This window comes from Methanomethylovorans hollandica DSM 15978 (assembly GCF_000328665.1).
GTDB lineage: Archaea > Halobacteriota > Methanosarcinia > Methanosarcinales > Methanosarcinaceae > Methanomethylovorans > Methanomethylovorans hollandica.
In genome coordinates this window covers 149132-171888 of sequence record NC_019977.1, presented here as the reverse complement: position 1 = coordinate 171888, position 22757 = coordinate 149132, and the positions used below count along the sequence as shown (strand labels likewise).

The 22757-nt window shown below is 41.5% G+C and carries 25 protein-coding genes; 14 read left to right on the top strand and 11 right to left on the bottom strand.

Annotated features, from left to right (window positions below):
• Positions 1-63: 63 nt before the first annotated feature.
• The 3 genes from METHO_RS00840 to METHO_RS00830 are packed head-to-tail and all read right to left on the bottom strand — an operon-like array spanning position 64 to position 2779.
• On the bottom strand, positions 64-1770 hold the full coding sequence (locus tag METHO_RS00840; RefSeq protein WP_015323624.1) for an aldehyde ferredoxin oxidoreductase family protein: 1707 nt from the start codon (positions 1768-1770) through the stop codon (positions 64-66).
• Positions 1771-1785: 15 nt separating this feature from the next.
• Positions 1786-2148: a methylated-DNA--[protein]-cysteine S-methyltransferase gene (locus METHO_RS00835; RefSeq protein ID WP_015323623.1), complete on the bottom strand. Its 363-nt coding sequence runs from the start codon at positions 2146-2148 to the stop codon at positions 1786-1788.
• Positions 2135-2779 carry a matrixin family metalloprotease gene (locus METHO_RS00830; RefSeq protein WP_245546305.1) on the bottom strand — a complete coding sequence of 215 codons (645 nt, stop codon included), beginning with the start codon at positions 2777-2779 and terminating at the stop codon, positions 2135-2137. Before METHO_RS00830 ends, METHO_RS00835 begins: the two co-directional genes overlap by 14 nt.
• 182 nt (positions 2780-2961) lie before the next feature.
• Here METHO_RS00830 and METHO_RS00825 point away from each other — a divergent pair, with 182 nt between their 5' ends.
• The 9 genes from METHO_RS00825 to METHO_RS00785 all read left to right on the top strand — a co-directional run bounded on the left by METHO_RS00825 (position 2962) and on the right by METHO_RS00785 (position 11354).
• A complete protein-coding gene (locus METHO_RS00825; RefSeq protein ID WP_015323621.1) occupies positions 2962-3792 on the top strand; it encodes an HAD-IC family P-type ATPase in 831 nt (276 codons plus the stop codon).
• 218 nt (positions 3793-4010) lie between these two features.
• The gene (gene atwA / locus METHO_RS00820; protein ID WP_015323620.1) at positions 4011-5624 is read left to right on the top strand and encodes a methyl coenzyme M reductase system, component A2; all 1614 of its coding nucleotides are present in this window, start codon (positions 4011-4013) and stop codon (positions 5622-5624) included.
• A gap of 26 nt (positions 5625-5650) precedes the next feature.
• Positions 5651-7207: a methyl-coenzyme M reductase-associated protein Mmp3 gene (mmp3, locus tag METHO_RS00815; protein WP_015323619.1), complete on the top strand. Its 1557-nt coding sequence runs from the start codon at positions 5651-5653 to the stop codon at positions 7205-7207.
• Positions 7204-7635 (top strand): methanogenesis marker 6 protein, encoded by a 432-nt coding sequence (locus METHO_RS00810; protein ID WP_015323618.1) that lies wholly within the window; start codon positions 7204-7206, stop codon positions 7633-7635. The genes mmp3 and METHO_RS00810 overlap by 4 nt, the downstream gene beginning before the upstream one ends.
• A 9-nt stretch (positions 7636-7644) precedes the next feature.
• The gene (locus tag METHO_RS00805; protein WP_015323617.1) at positions 7645-8097 is read left to right on the top strand and encodes a methanogenesis marker 5 protein; all 453 of its coding nucleotides are present in this window, start codon (positions 7645-7647) and stop codon (positions 8095-8097) included.
• Positions 8094-9335 (top strand): methanogenesis marker 15 protein, encoded by a 1242-nt coding sequence (locus METHO_RS00800; protein WP_015323616.1) that lies wholly within the window; start codon positions 8094-8096, stop codon positions 9333-9335. Before METHO_RS00805 ends, METHO_RS00800 begins: the two co-directional genes overlap by 4 nt.
• Positions 9336-9340: 5 nt before the next feature.
• The gene (locus METHO_RS00795) at positions 9341-9955 is read left to right on the top strand and encodes a methanogenesis marker 17 protein (RefSeq protein WP_015323615.1); all 615 of its coding nucleotides are present in this window, start codon (positions 9341-9343) and stop codon (positions 9953-9955) included.
• Positions 9939-10874 carry a methanogenesis marker 7 protein gene (locus tag METHO_RS00790; RefSeq protein WP_015323614.1) on the top strand — a complete coding sequence of 312 codons (936 nt, stop codon included), beginning with the start codon at positions 9939-9941 and terminating at the stop codon, positions 10872-10874. Before METHO_RS00795 ends, METHO_RS00790 begins: the two co-directional genes overlap by 17 nt.
• An 18-nt stretch (positions 10875-10892) precedes the next feature.
• Positions 10893-11354, top strand: a complete 462-nt coding sequence (locus tag METHO_RS00785) for a carboxymuconolactone decarboxylase family protein (protein WP_015323613.1) — start codon at positions 10893-10895, stop codon at positions 11352-11354.
• Between the two features lie 16 nt (positions 11355-11370).
• On the opposite strand, the gene METHO_RS00780 is transcribed toward METHO_RS00785, so the two are convergent.
• The 5 genes from METHO_RS00780 to METHO_RS00760 form a co-directional block, all read right to left on the bottom strand.
• Complete coding sequence (locus METHO_RS00780; RefSeq protein ID WP_015323612.1) at positions 11371-12288, bottom strand: presenilin family intramembrane aspartyl protease PSH; 918 nt, start codon at positions 12286-12288, stop codon at positions 11371-11373.
• 119 nt (positions 12289-12407) lie between these two features.
• On the bottom strand, positions 12408-12698 hold the full coding sequence (locus METHO_RS00775) for a YunC family protein (protein WP_015323611.1): 291 nt from the start codon (positions 12696-12698) through the stop codon (positions 12408-12410).
• A 53-nt stretch (positions 12699-12751) separates the two neighbouring features.
• Positions 12752-13477: a hypothetical protein gene (locus tag METHO_RS00770; RefSeq protein ID WP_156810987.1), complete on the bottom strand. Its 726-nt coding sequence runs from the start codon at positions 13475-13477 to the stop codon at positions 12752-12754.
• 53 nt (positions 13478-13530) lie between these two features.
• On the bottom strand, positions 13531-14421 hold the full coding sequence (map, locus tag METHO_RS00765) for a type II methionyl aminopeptidase (protein ID WP_015323609.1): 891 nt from the start codon (positions 14419-14421) through the stop codon (positions 13531-13533).
• Between the two features lie 46 nt (positions 14422-14467).
• Positions 14468-15622, bottom strand: coding sequence for a M24 family metallopeptidase (locus METHO_RS00760; RefSeq protein ID WP_015323608.1), 1155 nt, complete (start codon positions 15620-15622; stop codon positions 14468-14470).
• Positions 15623-15826: 204 nt separating this feature from the next.
• Here METHO_RS00760 and METHO_RS00755 point away from each other — a divergent pair, with 204 nt between their 5' ends.
• A complete protein-coding gene (locus tag METHO_RS00755; RefSeq protein WP_156810986.1) occupies positions 15827-16195 on the top strand; it encodes a DUF5658 family protein in 369 nt (122 codons plus the stop codon).
• Here METHO_RS00755 and METHO_RS00750 read toward each other — a convergent pair.
• A complete protein-coding gene (locus METHO_RS00750) occupies positions 16187-16933 on the bottom strand; it encodes a hypothetical protein (protein WP_015323606.1) in 747 nt (248 codons plus the stop codon). The genes METHO_RS00755 and METHO_RS00750 overlap by 9 nt on opposite strands.
• A 358-nt stretch (positions 16934-17291) precedes the next feature.
• Between METHO_RS00750 and METHO_RS00745 the strand changes: the two genes are divergently transcribed.
• The 3 genes from METHO_RS00745 (at position 17292) to fen (ending at position 19086) form a co-directional block, all read left to right on the top strand.
• A complete protein-coding gene (locus METHO_RS00745) occupies positions 17292-17618 on the top strand; it encodes a hypothetical protein (RefSeq protein ID WP_245546304.1) in 327 nt (108 codons plus the stop codon).
• Positions 17619-17741: 123 nt separating this feature from the next.
• Positions 17742-18053, top strand: a complete 312-nt coding sequence (locus METHO_RS00740) for a hypothetical protein (RefSeq protein WP_015323604.1) — start codon at positions 17742-17744, stop codon at positions 18051-18053.
• A 16-nt stretch (positions 18054-18069) separates the two neighbouring features.
• Positions 18070-19086, top strand: a complete 1017-nt coding sequence (gene fen, locus METHO_RS00735; RefSeq protein ID WP_015323603.1) for a flap endonuclease-1 — start codon at positions 18070-18072, stop codon at positions 19084-19086.
• 2 nt (positions 19087-19088) lie between these two features.
• Here fen and gpmI read toward each other — a convergent pair whose 3' ends face one another.
• Positions 19089-20630 (bottom strand): 2,3-bisphosphoglycerate-independent phosphoglycerate mutase, encoded by a 1542-nt coding sequence (gene gpmI / locus METHO_RS00730; protein ID WP_015323602.1) that lies wholly within the window; start codon positions 20628-20630, stop codon positions 19089-19091.
• A gap of 348 nt (positions 20631-20978) precedes the next feature.
• On the opposite strand from gpmI, the gene METHO_RS00725 reads away from it, so the two are divergent.
• Complete coding sequence (locus tag METHO_RS00725) at positions 20979-21899, top strand: UbiA family prenyltransferase (protein ID WP_015323601.1); 921 nt, start codon at positions 20979-20981, stop codon at positions 21897-21899.
• Between the two features lie 9 nt (positions 21900-21908).
• Here the strand turns inward: METHO_RS00725 and METHO_RS00720 are convergent, their stop codons facing one another.
• Positions 21909-22700, bottom strand: coding sequence for a helix-turn-helix transcriptional regulator (locus tag METHO_RS00720; RefSeq protein ID WP_245546303.1), 792 nt, complete (start codon positions 22698-22700; stop codon positions 21909-21911).
• Positions 22701-22757: the final 57 nt, after the last annotated feature.

Below are 22757 nucleotides of genomic sequence, written 5' to 3'. Positions count from 1 at the left end.
TTCGATATAATAGAAAGACCAATAGTTAGAAGATTCACTGCCACTGATCAACTAATACCCATACTAAAATGTTATTCCAAGTTGTTCAAGCTTGCCTGGAGTTGGAACTCCAAGACCATCCCACCCCCTGAATCGGTAATACTCATCCATAGCTTTTTTAAATTCTCCTTCAGAAATACCACCATTTGAAAACATCCTTTTGGGCAAGGTATCGTCATCACAGGTTAAACCAGCCTTAAGATTGAACAATCTTTCAAGATTCCATATCCTCTCACCCACCCTTAGCAAGCCCTCGGAAGAATATGATACTCCTGTTACAGCACTGACAAGGGAGGCAATATCTCCTTCGCTTAGAGAGAAACTTACAAACGGGCACATGACAACAGAGTCAAGAGCTGCTGCAAAGTCCTGGAAAAACTTAACAAACCCTGGTTTGCCCTGCAATACGAACCTATCAAGTTCCACTGGTTTACCCAATAACTCCGGACCCACCATAAATGCATTCATATGGCATGCTCCTCTGTTAGAAGTAGCATATGCAAGAGCAAGACCTGACATGTTCCTGGGATCATAGCCGGGTAGTTCCAGACCTTTGGAACTCATACTAAGGTCTTTTGCCCCCTGCTCATTCATATAAGACAAAGAGCCTGCACTAAGTGAACTGCGACCCTGTGATGTCTCAGACACTTTTTCCAACAGCAATGCGGGAGTGACCTCCTGACCTGACATTTCAAGATAAGAGGCAATAGTAGCTCCACAGGAGATCGGGTCCAGACCATCAGCATAACAAAGATCGTTAGCCAGCACGATGGACCTGAGATCATTATTCCCCACAGCCGGACCAAATGCCCATAAAGCACCATAATCAGGCAATGGAGCTCCGTTTTCAAGAACTCTTCTGCATCCAAGTGGACAACTAGAACATGGGGTTTTATTACTTGTATAAGATGAGGAGATCTTTTCTGCCGAAATTTTGTCAGCATGCTGAAACTTCTGTTCCCTGAAATTCAGGGAAGGAAGGATATCAAGATTGTCCAGGACATTGACCATAAAAGAGGTACCATATACAGATAGGCCTTTGGAAGTTACAGGATTTGCCTGCAGCAACCTCTGGGCACTTAATGTAGCCTGTTCAAAGGATTCAGGCTGTGCTATAAGAGGATCGTTTGTACCTTTTACGACTACAGCTTTCAGGTTCTTGGAGCCTGCTACAGCCCCATGACCACCTCTTCCACTTAAAAAAACATTGTCATTCACAAAGTTTGCAAAGCGTACTTTATTTTCACCTGCTCTGCCTATACATGCCACACTGCCTTTTTCCTTCAATATTAAAGTGGTTTCTCTGGTGTCCTTTCCCCATAGATGGTCAGCGGCTATGAGCTCTACATCTTCATCATAGATAGAGAGATAGACAGGCATCTCAGACCTGCCAGTAATTATCAGAGCATCAATACCTGCATACTTCATCGCCTTCCCGAAATATCCCCCTGCATTGGAGTCAAATATTGTATGGGTAAGAGGGGATTTTGTGATAAGTGAATAATGTCCAGACATAGGAGCTGCAGTACCCGTCAAAGGACCTGTTGCAAACACCAAACAATTCTCAGGTGACAAGGGGTCCACACCTGGATCAACAAATTCATGCATCAGCTTAATTCCAAAGCCCCGGCCTCCCAGATATTCCTTTGCTTGCTTTGCACCTGTTCTTGACTCAGTGATCGCATGGGAACTTAGGTCAACAATTATAGTCCTTCCAGTCCAGCCGAACATATTTTTCACCTTTATTTAGATATTAACTCCTTCAAGTTCCAGGAGTTTGCGTTTCAAAGACAAACTTTGAGTATCCTTACTTCCACAAAAACCTCCCATGCCTTTACTTGAAACTACCCTGTGGCATGGGATAATTATAGGATAGGGATTCTTTGAAAGAGCACTGCCCACTGCCCTGGAAGCTCCTTTCCTCCCAATTTGCACAGCCAGTTCACCATATGTCACTGTATGACCATATGGTATCTTCCTTGTATGCTCAAGCACATCCCTCTCAAAATCAGAGAAATCGGAAAGGTTCACTTGACACCATAAAAAATTTACCTGTTCACCTTTAAGATATCGTAAGATCTCCTGGCACAAACGTTCAAGGTCTTCCATCTTTGCCCTCCAGTAAATTACCTTCAAGAGAACGCCTTTTTCTACGATAGCGTAACCAGTTGATGCCAGAAAAGGATACAAGAATTATGCTAGCTGCAACAGCAACATATATGAAAGGTCTGGTCCTCTCCACAAGTAGCGGATCGATATTATCCTTTTGATCATAGGTGGGGTACATGATATCACGCCTGTCTTTACTGTGTCCAAGACCAAGAGCATGACCAAGTTCATGCTTTGCCAGTTCGCGCATGTTGGTATTACCATATTGCTTCCATGCATAACCCTCGTAATTGCCCACCTCCATGACAATGTCCACTCGCACATACTTCCCATTTACTTCATGAGGTCTTGCAAAGCCTGCAACACCATTCTCAACACCAGCATCCTTTTCCAGATTCTCTACCCATATAATGTAGATATCGGCTTCACTTCCAGAATCAACCGGACTGAATTCCGGATTATACGCAAGACGTCCATTCCCGCCTTTTTCCCAGTATGCCATGGCAACCTCAACCTGCTCGTTATATGTGGGACTGTAATGTTCCGGAACATTGATTGTGTCGATGTATACTGTGATAGGAGAGTGTCCCCAGGGATTTGTATTTAGTGCTGGATAGGTATCATCTTCCATTGCATAGACGCCCTGGAATGTCAATGGACTGAGAAAGCAAACAAAAAATAAATACCCGATGATAGCAGGAAATTTTTGGAACATTGGGAACCATATAAACATACATTACACAATACAAATAGTTAATTGAATGCAGACACGATCTACATAACGATAAATACAAGGAGGAACAAAGCAACGCTATGCAAAAGAAGATGGCAGCGGTATTCGATTGTGCGGGAACACTGCTACGTATGTATCGTGTTGCAAAAGAAATAGCAACCGGAAACATTCTGGAAGGTATCGAAAGTATCATGCTGGTAGCAGAACAGCCTGGAAGAGCTCTTGTAGTTATGCATGCTGAACCATCTTTGATAGAGAAAACAGACCCCACGAAAGAACTTAAAAGTTTCATAGCTGACAATGGATTAAAAATTGACATAAGTTGTTCCAGTGGACCAGTAAGCATAAAGGAAGCTGCATCAATAATAAATGAACAAAAGATCGTTGTTGGAGATGTGATAGAAGTCCTAACTTGGGCACATAGAAGTTGCCCTGAGGTGTACTACATTGCAGCAGGTCTGATAGTAGATAGAGAGGCATACTCCATTCCATATGTGCTGAGCACAGCAGGAAAATTGTATTCAAATGCTCCAAAAACAATAGAGCTTTTGCATAGCAGAGGAATCGACACATATATTGCATCAGGGGATACCATGCGTTCACTAAGAGGAGTAGCTGAAAAACTCTGTATCCCTCTTGAAAATGTGTTCTGTTTGGCCACTACAGATGACAAGGCCAATATTGTACTGGACCTTAAAAAGAAATATGAAACTGTATTGATGATAGGCGATGGCATGAACGATATTCGTGCCTTAAAAGTTGCTGACCTGGGAGTAGTTACAGTCCAGCAAGGCGATAAGCGCCCTCAAAGGTTGCTGGAAGCAGCTGATCTTGTGATTAACAATATTATAGAGGTTATAGATATTGTGGATTCACTGGTGCTCCAGAACAAAGATGAGAAAAGGGAATAGCTTTTTATTGTTAACGGTGAAAACAATATGCGTTACGTTTATGTATAATTTAACATAATGCAGATGATACTCTACAAAAAATGAACATAAAAACAAATCATAAATGTCCGGCAGAAGTTGTTAGCAGTTTAGTACATACCATACAATACCATTAAGTAATTTGAATTGGTAGTCATAGCGAGAGAAAATCCGGCCGGCACATAAACGGAGGAACATAAATGGCAGCGTTCATCGAGGTAAAAAACCTTAATGTGGATTTTGACGGCTTTAAAGTTCTGAAGGACATCAACCTTACTATAAATGAAGGAGAGGTCATCGGTATATTGGGTCGAAGCGGAGCAGGCAAAACTGTTCTGATGCACGTACTTCGCGGGGTGGAAGAATACGAAAGTATCAGCGGACAGGTAATATATCATCTTGCAAGGTGTGAAAAGTGCGGCCATATCGAACCCCCAAGTAAGACAGGATATGAATGTCCAGGATGTCCGGGGGAGAAATTACTATCTTTTGATGCTGATTTCATAGAGATGGCAATTCATGACCATAAAAGAAGAGATATTACCAAGAGAATAGCTATAATGCTGCAGCGCACTTTTGCACTGTATGGTGATGAAAGAGTCATAACAAATGTAGTAAACTCTCTTACCGAAATAGGAGAGCAGGATGAAGAGGCAATCTCAAAGGCGATGGAGCTGCTGGAAAAAGTGCAATTATCCCACCGTATGATGCATGTGGCACGAGACCTGAGTGGTGGTGAGAAACAGAGAGTTGTACTGGCCCGCCAGCTTGTGAGAAATCCAATGCTGCTACTTGCAGATGAACCTACCGGCACTCTTGATCCCAGGACTGCAAAGATAGTACATGATGTAATCGAAAGGTCTGTCAAGGATTACAATATGACTATGGTCATAACCTCTCATTGGTCTGAAGTTGTTGAAAGTATTGCTGACAGGGCAATAATTCTTGAGGATGGAGCTATAATCAATGAAGGAGACCCCTGCGAAATGGCAAAGGCATTCACTGGAATGGCATGTGCAATAGAGAAGAAGCCGGACATTGCCATTGGTGACCCTATAATAAAAGTACAAAATCTTCGAAAGAAGTATATATCGGTTACTAGAGGAGTTGTAAACGCTGTTAGTGATATCTCCTTTGAAGTGAGAGAAAGTGAGATATTCGGTCTTGCAGGGGTCAGTGGTGCTGGAAAGACCACTACTTCCGAAATCCTCATGGGAATTGTACAGCCCACGAGCGGCGAGGTAGTTACCCGAGTAGGTGATGAATGGATAGATATGAAGAAGCCTGGACCTGAATGCAGAGGGCGTGCACTCCAATACATGGGCATATTACACCAGGAATACAGTCTTTATACACACCGCAATATTATAGATAACCTCACAGAATCCATTGGTATTGACCTGCCCTATGAACTTGCAGTGCGAAAGGCTATCATCACTTTGAAAACCACCGGTTTTACAGAAGAAAAAGCAAAGTCGATCTTATCCAAAATGCCTGACGAACTTAGTGAGGGAGAAAGACACAGGGTAGCATTGGCTCAGATACTGATGAAGGAACCGAACATAATAGTGATGGATGAACCAACAGGTACGATGGATCCTATTACTAAAAAAGATGTCACAAGGTCCATTCTCAAGGCCCGGGAGGAGCTTGGGAACACATTTGTAATCGTATCCCATGATATGGACTTCTTGGAAGAGGTATGTGACAGGGTAGCCCTTATGAGAAATGGAGAGATTGTGGATATAGGAGAACCAAAGAAAGTGATCTTACAACTCACCGAGGCCGAAAGGGTGGAAGCGGACACAGATTGATGGCCAAGAATTAAGAGGTGTTAGATGTGGATGATGGAATAACCGTAGAGATCAACGGAATTAAAATAAGGTTGCCTGAAAAGGCTACTCTAGGGGATGCCATCAAGGCATCTGACGCCCCTTATAAAAAAGGGACTTCTGTAGGAATACTTAAAAAGTCTGATATCGAACAAGAAGAAAATGTTGCGGAATATCGGATAATCACCACTTCCGGAGAGTTCATGATAGAACTCTTTGAAAACCATTCCCCTTCCCGGAAGCAGTGGATAGAGCAATTTAATGAGTATAAGGATATACCTTTGCGATGGTCCAGCAGGGATGCTGTGGCTTTTGGCCCTTTTGTAAGTGACATGATCCCTGAAAGAGAAACTGGAACATATAGAGAATATGAAGTATTGTTTGCAGCGGGAGGAGGAGATCCGCACAATACCCATATGATAATAACCAAGGATAGGCATTCGGCTGAATATGGGGCTCCGCAGGAAGGAGCTTTTGGAAGAGTAGTCAGCGGAAAAAGTGTGCTGGAAAATTTGGAAAAGAAAGATAGTATAATCGAAGTGAAGCCGGTACTATCATGGAAACACACAGGTGAACATCTGCTTACTACTGACCTCGAGACTCTCCTGGAAGAGGGAGAAAAAGTGTTCACATATCTGGATGTGGTAATGTCGCCAGAATCACCCCTTGGGGCTGAACATTTTTTTGCACTGATAAGAACTGGTAGTTTCAAGGTGGATATGGCTTCTAGTTCTTTCATTGCAGATCACATGCTGCTTGGAGAGCTGCCAGCATATGAAAACTATGAATCTCGCTCAAGAGGCAGCGTATTTTTGCGCACAGTGGGGTATGGAGCAGGAAAAGCATTTATCTCAACTGAAGACAGAACTGCCAGTATTCTGCATTCGGTTATCGGACACGTGGACCAGGGTATGGAACTGGTAAAGATGGCAGAAGTTGGACATCGCCTTCTGGTACACACTACACCACCACAGATAATGTTACATGGTAAGAGCTTCCTTGATGCTGAGGAGGAAATGGCTTCATTTGGTGTGAAACTTGTAAGGGAAGGGGACACCACAGATGAGGCATTGATCGTAGCCCAGGAGCCAGACACCACCATTGAGATACTGAAGGAAGGAACTGTAAAGGCTACAGGTGTTGACAGCTCAAAAATAGTTAGTATAGAGTTATACGACGATGTTGCACCCATAACCCTTGACTTTTTCAGACATGCTATTGGCTTGCAGTTCAGACCCATAGGAATATTGCCTTTAATAATGATGTATGAGAATACCTATATCTTCAAGGCCGAAAAACCTGCAGAGAGGTATAAAGAGATCCTACCTGAGAACACACCCCAGAAAAAAGTCGTTGCAGGTGAGATAGGTGTCACTAACCAGGCAGCTAAACGTATGGGAATGGTAGGAGTTAAAACAAAGGACGATGATCTGTTCGGACCCACCGGAGAGAAATTCATAAGTACAAATATCATAGGGCGTATCCTTGATATAGAAAAGCTTCAGCACTTCAGGGAAGGGGATAAGATCTATGTTATTGAACGTAACAGGGAGGGGGACTCATGAATAATGAGGAAGATATTATCACCAAAATAGTTGTCATAAGTTCTGACAGCGTTCTGCCCATAGACGCAGCAATGAAAGTGTATGAATCAGAAAACGCTATAACGATTAAAGAAACCTGCTTTGGGACGATGGTTACTGGGCCCAGGATTGCTGTAGATCGGGTTATAGCTGAACTGAGAGGTATGGACAGGAATCATATCTTTGTTAAAGAACGTGGATTTCATCCGGGCGATGAGAGGAGATGCCGGGCCGTGAGGGGAGGTGGACCCAGACCAGGCTTCCATTATCTGAGAGAAGAAGTGCAGATGCTGCCCATGATTGGAAAAGCACTTGATGCTTATGAACAACATGTTCCACCCACGGAGATACACCGTGCAGAAAAAATTGACACAAAGAAGCTGAAGAGTATCATTGAATCTAATTTATGAGGCAATATAATGGCAAAAGTGATCATTTATCCTACCAACAGCCTGATACTTTCTGATCTTGTAGAGCGATTTGGTCATAAACCCCTTGCAATGATGGAAAAGATCAAAGAGAAAGTAAACACTGTAGGCGTAGACTCTCCACCCCTTAATATAACAGCTGAAGAGCCCAAAAAGGGTCTGAAGTATGCAGCCGTGGAAGTGCCAGCAGGTGTAAGGGGGAGAATGGCTATAGTGGGCCCGATGATAGATGAGGCAGAAGCTGCTGTCATAGTGAATGAAGCGTCCATGGCCTTTGGATGTATGGGATGCGCCAGGACGAATGAACTTACTAAATACCTGATACGCAAAAAAGAGATACCTATCCTTGAAGTAGATTATCCCAGAAGTGAAGAGGAAGGTAAGGAATTTGTCTATGAGATAGCCGAATTTTTGAAATCACTGCCAATGGAGGAGAGATCATGAACAAGGAGAAGCAAGTAAAAGTGGCACTGGTGTCATGCGGTTCGGAATATGCTGGCGTCCAGGGAGAACTGGAAAAAGTAACTGGCAGTGTTAACGCAAAGCTAATCTTTCCTGAAATAGATATAGCTTCTCTTGATACGATCGGAAGGGATTTTGGAATAGAGGCTGCGAGTCCTGACCTGCGTCTGATGATGGCAAGAGCCCAGGCAGTGGTAGAAGGCATTACAGATGTGGATGGAGTATTCATCACATCATGTTTTAGGTGTGCTGAAGCTGCTATTGTAAGGAACGAAGTGAGAAGATACATAAATAAGCATTCAAGTATTCCTGTTATTAGTTATTCTTTCACGGAAAGGACAACAGCCGCTACTCTTATGACAAGAATGGAGGCTCTTACCACCATCGCAAGAAGGAAACATCTGCTTGCCCGTGAGCATCAGACTGGTCTTACTGCAGGCATAGACTCTGGTTCAACCACTACAAAAGCTGTGGTAATGAAAGATGACAAGATCATTGGCCAGGGTTGGGTACCCACTATAAAGGTCATTGATAGTGCAACAGAAGCTTTTAATCATGCGCTTGAGGAAGCTGGAGTAAAAGCCGAAGAGATACAGGCCCTTGGAACTACCGGATATGGCCGGTTCCTGGTAGGAGAACATTTTAAAGCACAATTGGTACAGGAAGAGATCACTGTCAACTCCAAGGGTGCAGTGTATCTGGCAAACAAACAAAAAGGCTCTGCAACCGTTATAGACATAGGAGGAATGGACAACAAGGCCATATCCGTGGAAGATGGTATTCCAGGCATGTTCACAATGGGCGGGATATGTGCAGGTGCATCCGGGCGTTTTCTGGATATGACGGCAAAGAGGCTGGGTGTTGATATCACTGAACTGGGTGCATTGGCTGTAAAAGGTATGCAGGAAAAAGTCGATATGAACAGTTACTGCATTGTCTTTGGTATCCAGTCACTTGTGAATTCACTTGCTAAGGGAGCAAGACCTGAGGATGTGGCTGCTGCGGCATGTCACAGTGTGGTGGAACAGATATTTGAGCAGCAATTGCAGGAAGTGGATGTAAAAGAGCCGCTGATCCTTGTGGGTGGCTCTTCACTGATAGAGGGAGTTCCAAAAGCATTGAGCACTCTGCTTAAAATAGAAGTGCTTGTACCACCAAACTCGCACCTTATAGGCGCTGTGGGAAGTGCATTGCTTGCATCGGGATTTGTGGAGGAATAAGAATTATGGAGCCTCTGGAGATCTTCAAGGTGGAAACTAAAATACCTGAAGAGGCCGAAGCTTACAGGTCTATTACCTCAGATGTCATATCAGAGCTTGCTCTTGCCAACTCCATCGGCAGGATATACGTGATTATAACACCAGAGGAGTCACTGTTCCAGATGGCCGTCATCCTGAGGGGCAGCCCCCCGCTGGTAAAAACATCGGACTTTGCAGATGTTAACGTGGGAGCAGTCACCAGGAATGAGATACAGGTGGTTCTTCGGGATGAGAAGCACTTACCCGAACTATTGGAAAAGCTCTGGGCAAAATATAGCCGGGGAAAGGTTATTCAGCAAGACAGGAAGACCATTAATGTAACTGTAGAAAATATGGACACTGAAATAGAGGCCATAAAAGAGATGATCATATTTGATCCAAAGCGCACGCTGCTTTCCAGGCTTGTGGAAATGGCCATAAGGACAACCCCCGAAGGGTTCAGGGTACGTTATCATTCCCTTAGAGATAATGAATTTATTTTTGTAGCATCTGAGGATGCCATGAAACCGGAGTGGGTGCAACAGGGACATCAAATGCTTGAACAGATAAAGGGAGGGTTAAATCTTGGCGGCAGTGCTTGAACCTTACATATATGAAGGAGGTATACACAGGCATACGCTCCTTTTGGAACTTTTGGAAGATCTGGGAGGATACCTTATCCAGAAAACACCGGCTGCCACAGAGGTTACTCTTATTATGCTCGTACCCAGAGAGGACGTACATCTTATTGAGCAGCTAGCCAAAGATCTTCTGGGGAAGATTTCAAAAGCTCCCCTTACAGGGACTGAAATTGCTGTGGTCTCACCTACCCTGGCATCTCATCATCTGCCGCATTCTGCCTGCGATATAGCCGAGTTTCTGCGGCGCGGTGGAGCAAATACCACAATGATAGGACTTGCCAGAGGAATGGGAAGAAGGGTTGCACTTTCTGCAGATTATGAAAGGAGACTTATAAACGAACATGATATTGCCCTGTTCTCATTTGGGACATTCAAGGATTGTATCATTAATAAGAAACCAAAACTCTTTGAAGGTATAAAGATACCCATTGTTGCAACAGGAGGACCAGACCTTAAGACAGACGAAGTACCTGGGGCTGATATGTACATTGGGAACATAGGCAGAGTCGCCCACAGGCTAAGACACAGCGAGGAGCTGGGAGGTCTGGATGTAATGAGCGAGAAAGTGGGTAATATCGTTGAAAAGATTAGAGAGGATATTGCCAGGGATCCGCTTGCTGTTTTGCCAGCAAGGGTAATGAAAGAAGTACAGGAACAGATACAAGAGATAGAGAATGTATACACACCTGCACCTCTCACACTTCAATTGGATGGACTGCGCATTAAACTTCCTTATGCTGATTTTCATCAGAAGATTGAAGATCTGGAACTGCAGGACAATATTCGCCTTAGAGATGTTGCAACTATTACTCCCTCAAAAATGAAAAACTACATACTTGTGAAGGTTAAAAGGAAATCCGAAGTAGGTATAGAGATCTAAGACGTGGCGGGGTGCAACGTGGAAATTGAAAAGATCAAAGAGCTTCTTGATGAAGAGCCTGAAGAAATTGTTGAGAAGATGCTTGCAGACATTAAGAAACAATATGGCGAGGTACCCTATATAGTAAACTTCATTAAAGATATGCCTGAGCTTTTTATCTCCCGAATGATATATACTAACAGCATCATGCGTGAATTCAAACGCATGGACCCAAAGACCGTGGAGCTTATCAGTATCGCTGTGGCTTCTGCCCTCAAATGTGGCCACTGCCTTAAAACACATATAAGGGCAGCCAAAAGACTTGGAGTTAGTAAGGAAGAGATATTCGATACGATCCTGATCAGCAGTACTGTAGCCAATGCCTCCATACTTGCAGAGGGTACCCGTGCAATTGATACTGAATTTGCATCTACTGTTGAAGGAAAGGATCCTTCTTGCATGTTCTGTACTTTTAATTCTGAACTGCAAGAACAGAAATAACGTTTTTTTTAGAAGATCAATAGAATGGTACCCCTGCTATTAACACCCCTGCTGCATACCCCAGGATAACACCTGTGTTAAGGAAAGGAAGCCCAGCCTGAGGTTTTCCTTTCATTACGAATACCATCAGAGCAGCATATCCCACTAGTGTGCCGATCATGGCACCTATGGAGGGATATGAAATGCCCATATATTGCAAAGGTGAATACTCAGAAAGGAAGATATTCGCAGATACTACTAAAATAGTAGGCATTACAGCATCTCCCAGACCCATAAAAAACGCTTCATTCTCTTCACCTTCCTCTTTCTTGAAATCATCTTTGATGAAAGAATAGTCCAGTTTCTTTGGAATAACGAAAAGGATGGGCAACCGTAAATCCATGACACCTTCAGCAAGATCTATCATGTGCTTTGTCTTGTAGACGGAGATCGCATCATAGATAGCGAGGAGTGAAAGCAAAACAAGTACTGGAATTATAGAAAGGGAAATACCGAATATGGCACTTGCGCCTGCTCCTATGATCAAGCCAATGGTGTTTATTACATACCACTCCGGAAACTTGTAGAGCAGAACAGTAAGAACTATTGCCATGGACAGAGAAACAGTATTTATTACCGTGCCTGAATCTGCCAACAGCGATAATAGAGCTAGGAACACATAATATATAGTAGAAGCAACAGCCAATAGTATCACAAGCTGAATGATCCACTGCATGTTCCTCTTCAATGCTATGAGCAATAGGAAAGTGAACACAAGGATGACCACTATGTAGTACAGGCTATTGGCCGTAGAGTCCGGATCCTCAAAAGCCTGCATACCTTCAGCATTCATAGGTTGTGCCAGCAACAGGGACAGAAACTGGACAGCTAATATGATGCCAGCCATGACAAAGATTGGAGCATAAGTCTTTAAGAAGCTTTTTTCCGAACTCAAAGTGAGAACCTCTCATTGGATTGAAATTGTTGTATTCAAATAATAATTAAGAATATTTAATATTACGCAGATTTAAACCTTTATAGTATAACAAAGAATATAAAAGATAGTCCATATATTCAGAACATTAACTCAAGAGCATCTTTAGCCCGCATTCCTAAGGTAATGCCAAGTTCTTTAGCTTGCGGAGTTATCGACTTTACTTCAGCAGTGAGAACATCTTCAAAGGTGTTAACACCTGAAACCCTTACAGCCACATCCCCAAGCTTTTCAGCTGTGGAAATATCCAGATAACCACACATTACGAACCCTCTCTCAGCTTTGACTACGATCAGGGATGCATGCTGCATTTCAAATTTCAGGCCAAGAGCAATACCACCTTTCAGTTTAATCTGTTCGATGAACACCATCTTCTATTGACCTCACAATATTAAAGCACTCAAATTGACCGATCCTTTTATCTTCAAGCAGTCTTCAGATTACATATCCCTAAACCTGGAAATATCCTTCCTGCAAGAAAGGAATCTTGAGATTTTCCATCATCCTCGAATACCAACATTTCCCCTGAAACATTCATTTCAGTAGCTTCCGGGAATGAAGCGGATATATCTTCAAAGGACTGCAGATGGAAATGAACGGTTGCCTTCCCATCTGGGCCAAAATTACCAATTATTGTTATATATCCTATATAGTTACTGAAAGATACGTTTTCGACCCCTTCTGTGAAATTGATAGATACTCCTTCTGGCATATTGATGACCACAGGAGTACTTGCTTCACCAATGAAACTTATACTGCTGTCGCCTGATGATAAAAATGGATCATAAAGGAGGTAATTTGTAGTGTACGTGTTCTTAATTACCTCCAACTGTATGACTGGACCTAATAATTCAGGCGATAACAAAGAATCCACATCTGTAAGCACAACGTGTTCAGAAGAACCATTCACGCTCACATCCATCTGCTCAATGATAGAATTTTGCAAAGTAGATCTGGTCTTCACATCGCTTTTAAGTACCTCCCATGCACTGATGAAGCCATCCCCATTACCCATCGAAACGTCAATGTAATCTTTGTAGATAAGAGAATTGGCTTCAGTATATGTTTCTGTATATGCCCATTGAATGCCTTCATACCCTACGGTAATATTGTTCTCCCATGTAAAAGCTGCATTTACTGGGAACACCATGAATAAAATAAACAGTGTAAATACTAAAAGCTGAAACCTCAACCTATCCTCCATTAAAGAGTGGTCACCTGACAACCATCCTCTGTAATTATCAGCGTATGTTCTGCCTGGGACACAAGACCGCCTGCAACTTCCTTGAGCACCGGATAAGAAGTGATCACACCTGATTTGGCAAGCTGCATAAGAGCAAAGTCAAGCTTTTCTGTCTTGAGCCATCTCTTGGCAAATGGCAACATCTGGTACGGCTCGATCTCTTTCAAAAGCTTGCGGGCAGCTGGCAGACGCATAGGTTTGTTGCCTATGACACTAAATATCTCTGACCATGAACCATCTACGATTTTTCCCGCACCATCTGTAGCAAAGGGTTCAATAGCGATCACGTCTCCAGCCTGGAGTATAGAACCATGATCAATATGACGATTGGGTATGCTGGGATGCGTGTGAGCAATATACCTTGCAACCCCATGACCTGTAAGATTGACTATTGGCTTAAACCCAAGATCCAGAATAGTATCTTCGATCACTGCACCAATATGTGCAGTATCCACTCCACTTCTTACGGTATCTATGGCAGCATAAAGGGCGGCTTCTGAGGCTTTGACCAAATCACCATGCTTACCTGTGAGGTCAACCGTAATAGCAGAGTCGGCAATGTAGCCATCTACGTGCACCCCGATATCCAGCTTTACCACATCCTCTCCAAAAACACCCTCATCATCTGCCATTGGTGTGGCATGAGCAGCTTCATCATTCCGTGAGATATTACATGGGAATGCTGAACCATCGGCCCCGAGCTCGAGGGTCCTATTTTCCACAAACTCCGCTACTTCAAGCAGACTTGCACCAACTTTGATCTTATCCTTTGCTTCACTCCTTACCCTGGATAGTATCTCGCCTGCCTTGAGATATTTTTCCAGAACATCCTCCTGCATTTTACCTGTCATAAAGCACCTACTGACTGATGATTTAATAAAAACTTATACTAGAAATTTATACTACAAATCTTTTTTCAAGTGACGTGAGGTTTTCATAACCATCCTCTGTTACTAACAACATATCCTCTATGCGAATACCACCCTGATCTGGATAATAAAGGCCAGGTTCAATGGTAATGACATTACCCTTCTCAAGAGGAATTTCCTGAGTTCCTATAAATGGAGCCTCATGTATCTCAAGACCTACCCCATGGCCGGTAGAGTGGATGAAACCTACTTTAGAACCGCTACGTATTGTTTTAAACCCTTGGGATTCAAGTACATCACATATACGGTCATGTATATCACTGCAGAGTATGCCAGGCTTTACCATTTCTATGGCTTCCTTCTGAGCTGCCAGAACCGCATCATACATTTTCTGAAGCTCTACAGATGCTTCACCTTTCAGGACTGTGCGGCTCATATCGGCAAAATAACGGTGTTTTTTGCTGCGAGGAAATATATCAATAACAATAGACTCATTTGGCTTAAGTGGGCCTTCTCCTTCCCAATGAGGATTGGCAGCTTTTTTACCGCCAGCAACAATTGTTCCTACTGCTTCACAACCAGAATCCAGTAATGCAAGGTCAATCTCCCTGCGAACATCGTCTGCGGTGAGTTCAAAACCCCGGAAAAGAAGTTTACCATCGACTATCTCAGACTTATGAACAATATCAATAGCTGCAGCCATGGCTTTTTCACAAGCTTTCTGGGCATACCTTATATGTCTGATTTCATCTTCTCTTTTGATGGACCTCAATTTTCTGAAAGGACTTTCCATATCAACAATAGTAAAGCCCTCCTCTTTCAACGCCTGAGCTGTATGATAGGGGAAATCCCTGGGAACTCCTATTTTTCGAATACCTTCTTTTTGCAAGATCTCCGCTATGCAATCGACATATGCCTGGTATGAGTCGCCCCTTTCCTTTACTTTCTCTCTGTAGTTATAATCCTGCAATGTACGAATATCCGTGATCCTTGACTCAATTTCAGCACGGCCCCTTTCCATTTCTGAGACCACCAGTATCTCTTTGGAGCCTGATGTCTGGATATAGGTGTACTTATCTGAAACAAAGAAATTTGTAGTGTAGTAGAAATCAGCATTTTCAGCATTACCCATGATCATGAAACCATCTGCTTTATGCTTACTCAGCAAATCTGATATATCCATATTCTCCATCCTCTCCACCATTTAATAAGCATTGTTATTAATAGTACAAAACAATTGTCTTGTCTTTTCAATGATCCTGTCATATAATGTTCAAAGCAAAAACCAGCATCCTACAGAGCATGTCCATACGGCAAATATCTGCATCCATTTTGGATATATACTGGTTCATGATGATATAAGATAGTGTTACTGAAAAACGTTTTTGTGGCAGGATTTGATCCTTCTGTACAGTTCCTACGAGACATAAAGTATGTAGTCCTATTCTATGTATTGGGAGATTTTATAACCACTTATCATGCACTTAATTATGGATTTGAGAAAAATCCGTTCCTTGTGATCCTGATGAGTGAATTTGGTATCTGGTCAATACTCATGATGAAGTTCTTGTTCATCGGAATTATTTATTGGTTTTATAGAGCTATAATGGACACTGGATCTGCATGGAAGAACCATATATGGCTAGCTTCCAGAAGTACGGTCAGTCTTCTGGGTTTACTTCTTATGGTAAATAACCTGCTCGTAATATTCTCCAAATGCAGTCTGTTCCAGTTTTTAGGGTTCGCATCATATTGATCCATCTGAAGAAACTCTCTTGGAAACAAGCATGCCAAGTATTTTTTCCCTGGACTCCCCTGTAAGAAGAAAAACAGCTGAAGGATTGTTAAGGTCTTCCTTCAACTCAGAGAATGGGACTTCCATATTCAACCAGTCCACATTATGAAAATGCCGGGTATATATTTCTGTACTGTTGTGACTATATCTTCCAATGACCCTTCCAATTGCAAAAAGACCTTTTTCAGAAAGAGGCATTACCACAATATCACCTATAAGGATACTTATTGAGAACCGTGCCATATCAAGAGCCCATGTTTCAAGTTTAGACTGTGCAACAGAACATAGCTTGTCGTGAATAGCTCTTTTTAGATACTCTACTTGTTCAAATTCATCGAACTTGTCCATAACTTCATGAAAACCTAATAACTCCCGGTTCATGCACTCAAGCATTTCCTTTAGCCTGGATATCTTTTCTTTCCTCAGAGGAGAGCCGGAAAAATAATTTAAGTCGTCCTGATTATCTTCCAGTTCTAAGACCAGATTATTGGTAAAATCTTCATATTTTTGATCAAGCATCCTGTAACGATCTTGCATAATGAACGGATTAGATGAAGAGTTCAGGTCCTCTTCGAATTCATCAAGTATATGCAATTCTAGATCAAATGAAATAATATTTTTTTTAAGACATTCACGCGCCTGCTTTCCGGAATACCCTGTCTTTACAACCCAGACATTTATGAGATCCTTTATACTCAAGTAAGTACCCCCTAACAATTAAGGAATATAAAATGTTTACTTAAATAACATTCCATGGAACTTATAGTTACCACTATGTTAAATAAGGGATTTATATATATATGCATATATAAATAAGAATATGAATACACATGCCTATATGCGTACGCATGTGTATGCTTATGTGTGTGCTTTTTCATTGAACTTGAAAACGAAATGAAGAAGTATATGCAAGCAGAAATGAACATCTCAAAGAAAAAACAAGAAAGTATCGTCTGAATAAGATTGAAAAGGCTTTTCTACAAAGTCAATCTATTGATTTACTATTCCTTAAAGAAGAATTAAATAAAGGAATCAAAATTCTATTTCATGAGGGTAGATGATGGAAATAAGAGATATTGTTTTTTCCATAGTAATGGTTGTGTCATCGTTCGTACTTACGTATGAATGGCTCGGAAGATTCAGTTATGATCCTGCAAATTCCCTTATAATACTCGCAGCAATAGTTATGGTGGGGGCTCTGGCGGCTATGATCCTGTCAGTAGACATACGCCTGCGCAAACTAGAGACTACGATAGATATAAAGGAAAGGTCTCTCAAGACCAATGTTCAGAGCATAGAAAGCAACATGGACCGAAAAATGAACGAAGTGATCAGCAGAGTAAATGAAACTTTGGAAGCCCTAGATAGCAAAAGGTACAGATAAGAAATGATGGAAGATTGTTACTATCGAGGATTATTTATTTCCCAGGTGATGCGAAAATAATATAAACAGGTGCTTACTTATGATGACTAGTTTAAAAGTCTCATTTTAAAAAGAGGTGCGTATATGCGCATTCATCTCGAACCGATTGGTATTATAAAAAAAGCTGGAAAATACTCAGAAATAATGATCTACTCTGATTTCGAGCAAGTCATTAAAAATGTCATATCAAAGATTGGCAATGAAATCAGCGGACAGAAGTTGCTTATCGTACACAAGAACAGAAGCTCTGATGTAGACGGACATCAAGTCCAGATCACAAAAGCAGACTTTGTCGAAAGAGTAGGAAATATACTAAAAATAGGGAAGATCGATGCATCTGATGATTCGGTCATAGATGTACAACTGGATACTAACGAAACAACTAAGAATATGTGACAACTATTCTGTTTTTATGGGAACAGATATTGGAGAGCTTCTAAAGAAACAGCAAGTTGAAATATCCGAATTGTCCCATAAAGTAGTGGCTGTAGACGCATATAATACTCTTTATCAGTTTCTTAGTATAATAAGACAGAGAGATGGGACCCCTCTTAAGGATTCCAGAGGGAATATTACCTCTCATCTGTCGGGCATTCTTTATCGGATGACCAGCCTTATGGAAGAAGGAATTAAACCAGTATTTGTTTTTGATGGGAAACCATCGCATCTTAAAGCCCGGACTATAGAGAAGCGGACGGCTGACAGAGAGAAAGCAACAATAAAATGGGAAGAAGCAAAGTCTAAAGGATTAGCAGAAGAAGCATATATGTATGCACAGGCTTCCTCCAGGGTCACCCATGAAATTGTTGAAGATTCCAGAAAGCTTCTTGTGGCCATGGGCATTCCCTGGGTTGATGCCCCCTCTGAAGGAGAGAGCCAGGCTGCCCACATGGTGAAAAGAGGAGATGCAAACTATGTGGCCTCGCAGGACTATGATTCATTGCTTTTCGGAGCTTCTTTTGTTGTGAGGAACCTTACAATAACTGGTAAACGTAAATTGCCAAAGAAAAATATTTTTGTGGATGTGAAACCTGAAATAATGGAACTCGGGGAAAATCTGGCAGAACTGGAGATCGACCAGTCACAACTTATAGAGATTGCATTATGTGTAGGGACAGATTACAACCGCGGACTTGAAAAGATCGGACCAAAAAAAGCATTGAAACTTATAAAAGAGCATAGGAGCATTGAAAAAGTGTTGCAGGCAGTTGGACAGAATATAGAGGACCTGCAGGAGATAAAAGATCTTTTTTTAAATCCTTCTGTAACAGACAACTATACTCTCAAATGGAAAAAACCCGACACTGACGCAATTGTTGAATTCCTTTGCCAGGGGCATGACTTTTCAAAAGAAAGGGTCATTAAAGCCTGTGAAAGACTGGAAAAGATTAGCGGACCCGGGCAGAGAACCCTGGACCAATGGTTCTAGAATCACTTGTTTAAAAGTGATCTGCCAGTCATTTCCAATGGCTTAGGGATGCCCAGTATTTCAAGCATTGTGGGCGCAATATCCGATAATTTTCCTTTTCTAAGCTGCAGGCCTGGTTCATCGCAAACATAGATACAAGGTACCAAATTAGATGTGTGAGCCGTATGAGGAGAATCTGAAACCATATCCATCATCTTCTCAGCATTGCCATGGTCAGCAGTAATGATAACAGATCCACCCGATGCCATGACAGCATTCACAACTTTTCCCACGCATGTATCAACTATTTGGACCGCCTCTACCGCAGCATCGAAGAAACCTGTATGGCCTACCATATCCATATTAGCATAATTAACTATGATGACATCGTATGAGCCTGACAGGATCTGTTCCACAAGAGCATCCGTGACCTCATAAGCACTCATTTCTGGTTTAAGGTCGTAAGTAGCCACTTGTGGAGATGGAACCAATAACCTGTCCTCCCCAGGGTTTCGCTGCTCAATGCCTCCATTCAGGAAAAAAGTAACATGTGCATATTTTTCGGTTTCAGCTATCCTTAACTGCTTTAGACCATGACAGCTCAGAACCTGCCCAAGTGTGTTCTCAATATATTCTGGTGGGAAGACGAGAGGGACAGACAGTTTCTCATCATATTCAGTCATGCATACATAATGGACATGTGGATGAATAGTTCTTTCAAAATCGTTAAAACATTCATTTACAAATGAGTATGTAAGTTGACGTGCCCTATCCGGCCTGAAATTGAAAAATATCACAGAATCATTGTCATTGATCGTGGCAAGTGGCTGCCCATCTTTACCAGTGATCACCGTAGGTTTGACAAATTCATCATTTTCACCCCTTTCATATGCCTCCCTTACAGCAGAAACAGGGTCTTTGGACTTCAAACCTTTACCCAGGACCAATGCATCGTAAGCCAGCTTTGTCCTATCCCAGCGTTTGTCCCTGTCCATTGCATAATATCTCCCTGAGACAGTAGCAATTACAGCATTGCCTTTTAGAGAATATATTTGCTGAAACTCTTCCATATCGTAAATGGCTTGTCTGGGAGGGACATCCCTGCCATCAAGAAAAGTATGAACATAGACCTTTGAGAGTCCCATATCTGCAGCAAACCCTATTAAACCTTTCAAGTGATTTATGTGGCTGTGGACTCCACCATATGAGAAAAGACCCATAAAGTGCAGATTTGAGTTTTTCTCCTTAACATTCTTTACCGCCGCGAGAAGTGCCCGGTTATTGTAAATATCACCACATTCTATTGCCCGATTGATCCGAGTCAGATCCTGGTACACAATTCTTCCCGCACCTATATTGAGGTGCCCCACCTCAGAATTGCCCATCTGTCCTGAAGGAAGACCAACACTTTCCCCTGAGGCCTCCAGAAAAGTAAATGGATATTTTTCCAGAAGGGAATCAAGAACTGGAGTCCTGGCAGCCAGAACAGCATTGCCTTGAGGATCGGGATTATAGCCCCACCCATCAAGGATCATAAGTAGTAAAGTTTTTTTGGATAGTGACATATGAAAATAAACATCACTAATCTATATTAAATACTCTGCCTCTAAGATATGGAAAGAGGGACTTAATGAAAAAAGGCGAACTTAATCTTCTATAAATATAGTTGGTAATTAATAGATTGAAATGTAAGACTTGGTTGGCTGATATCGAAATGTGCAAACAAAGTATGCTGGTAAAAGTACAAACATCTGCTACAATAGAGAAGATTCGTTTATATTTAATACAATTTTATTGAGGTACAATAACCTTTACACATTCGTCTGGATGTTGCTTGAATTTACAAACTAACTCATTGATATAAAAGTAGAATGGGTTACTAATAATTCCAAAGCATTAGAATTTACTTGTACATGAACACAAGTAATAATTTCTATGGCAATTATACCAGAAAGAAAAATCTGAGCATAGAGAAGGAACACTACGGGAATATATTACCAACAATAAACATGCTGAAAAGCTCTTTGTTGGTATCCATCTCAGGAGCTTTACGTGTATACATAGCATCATTACTGCTTTTGGCACAGACCAGCATATCGAATTGCGTAGCAGGGGGACTTATTGTATATGCAGTATATACTCTGGACCGTGCACTTGAATCAACCGAAGATAGTATAAACAGATCTGAACTAAATGGAGCAAATAAAAAAATAGCACTGTTATTTTCCCTGGTTGCATTCCTATTGGGTTTTTACATTCTGAGTAACAGTGGTTTAATAGTTATAGCTTTGATTCCCCTTATAACTGGATATCTATATAGTAAAGGAATTAATTTGGGAAAACTGAACCTTAAACTAAAAGGTGGCCTGGGCATCAAGAACCTCGTTGTTGGATTGACATGGGGAACTTTCATTACAGGTATAGCTGGAAATGGTATTGAGAATTACCTGCCTGTGTTGATAGTATTTTTCTACTATGCATCTAAACTATTTATTAATTCGACGATATACGACTTTAAGGATGTCAAAGGAGATCTGATGGCAGGTATTAAAACACTTCCTGTAAGCTTGGGAAAAAAAAATACACGTGAATTGCTATTAGCATTGCACATGATATCTCATTCACTTATAGCAACCGCAATAATAATGAAATTGATTGCATTTGAGCCTTTAATAGTGTTGTATAGCTTTTTTATAGGGTTAGTATATATAATTCGGCTTACTCATGACCGGGAAAATGAAACTACAAGAGGGAAAATAGAAAGACTTTTCCTTGTTGATGGCGAGTCTGGGTCCATAATATCTCTAAGAGCAGTAATTGGAAGTATGGGATGAACACGAATTTTATAACTTTTTTGCTTGTGACAAGTAGTATTCAAACAGATCATTTCCCCATTGTATACCAGACCTATCAAAACAGACGAGGTCTGTGCGGGGATCGTAATTACCGGATTTAAAGAACAGAGACATGGAAAAGAAAATATCTGTAACGACAAAAGCAACCTTTGCATTCTCAAGAAGATAAAGTTCAGTGGATTTAGCAGCACAATATGCCTTCATTTTATCTGCGTGCTCATTTTCGACTTTATCATAAACAGATCTAGTAAGAATTAGTGATGTAGGGACATTTTTTATTGCAAGTTGCATAAAATAATCGGGATAAGAAGAGAAATATACAGGGGAAACGCCTTTGATCAGACTGGAGTGCCCTATATTTTCTGTGAATACCTTATGAGAGTCATATATGTTCTCAAGTTTGTCCACATAAAAATTACAATCTTTAAGGTCCACTAATCTGTCAAGCAAATGTTCTGGTATTCCGGATAGGTCATGATCATTCCAAAAATCTTCATTCTTTTCGAGGAGACCCACCATATCAAGAAAAGGTTTGAATGATTTTGCGACGATCATTCCTGTAGTAGTAAGGGTATACATCTTGGTAGAAGGATCTTTGTACATAAGGTTGGCAGATTCCATCTCTCTTATCCGTGGAGCGATCTCTGGAGAAGATACATTGAACTTATTACGTATATTAGTAAGTGTTGAAGGTTGCTCCAGGAGAAATAGAAGTAGATCTTTTCTTTTTTCCGAAAAAGTGAGCAAACTCAGCAGGCCTTTGGATTTCATAGTGATCATTCGCAATTGATTAATTGGTTAAATTTAAGATGGGCACATAATTTAATGATTGTATAC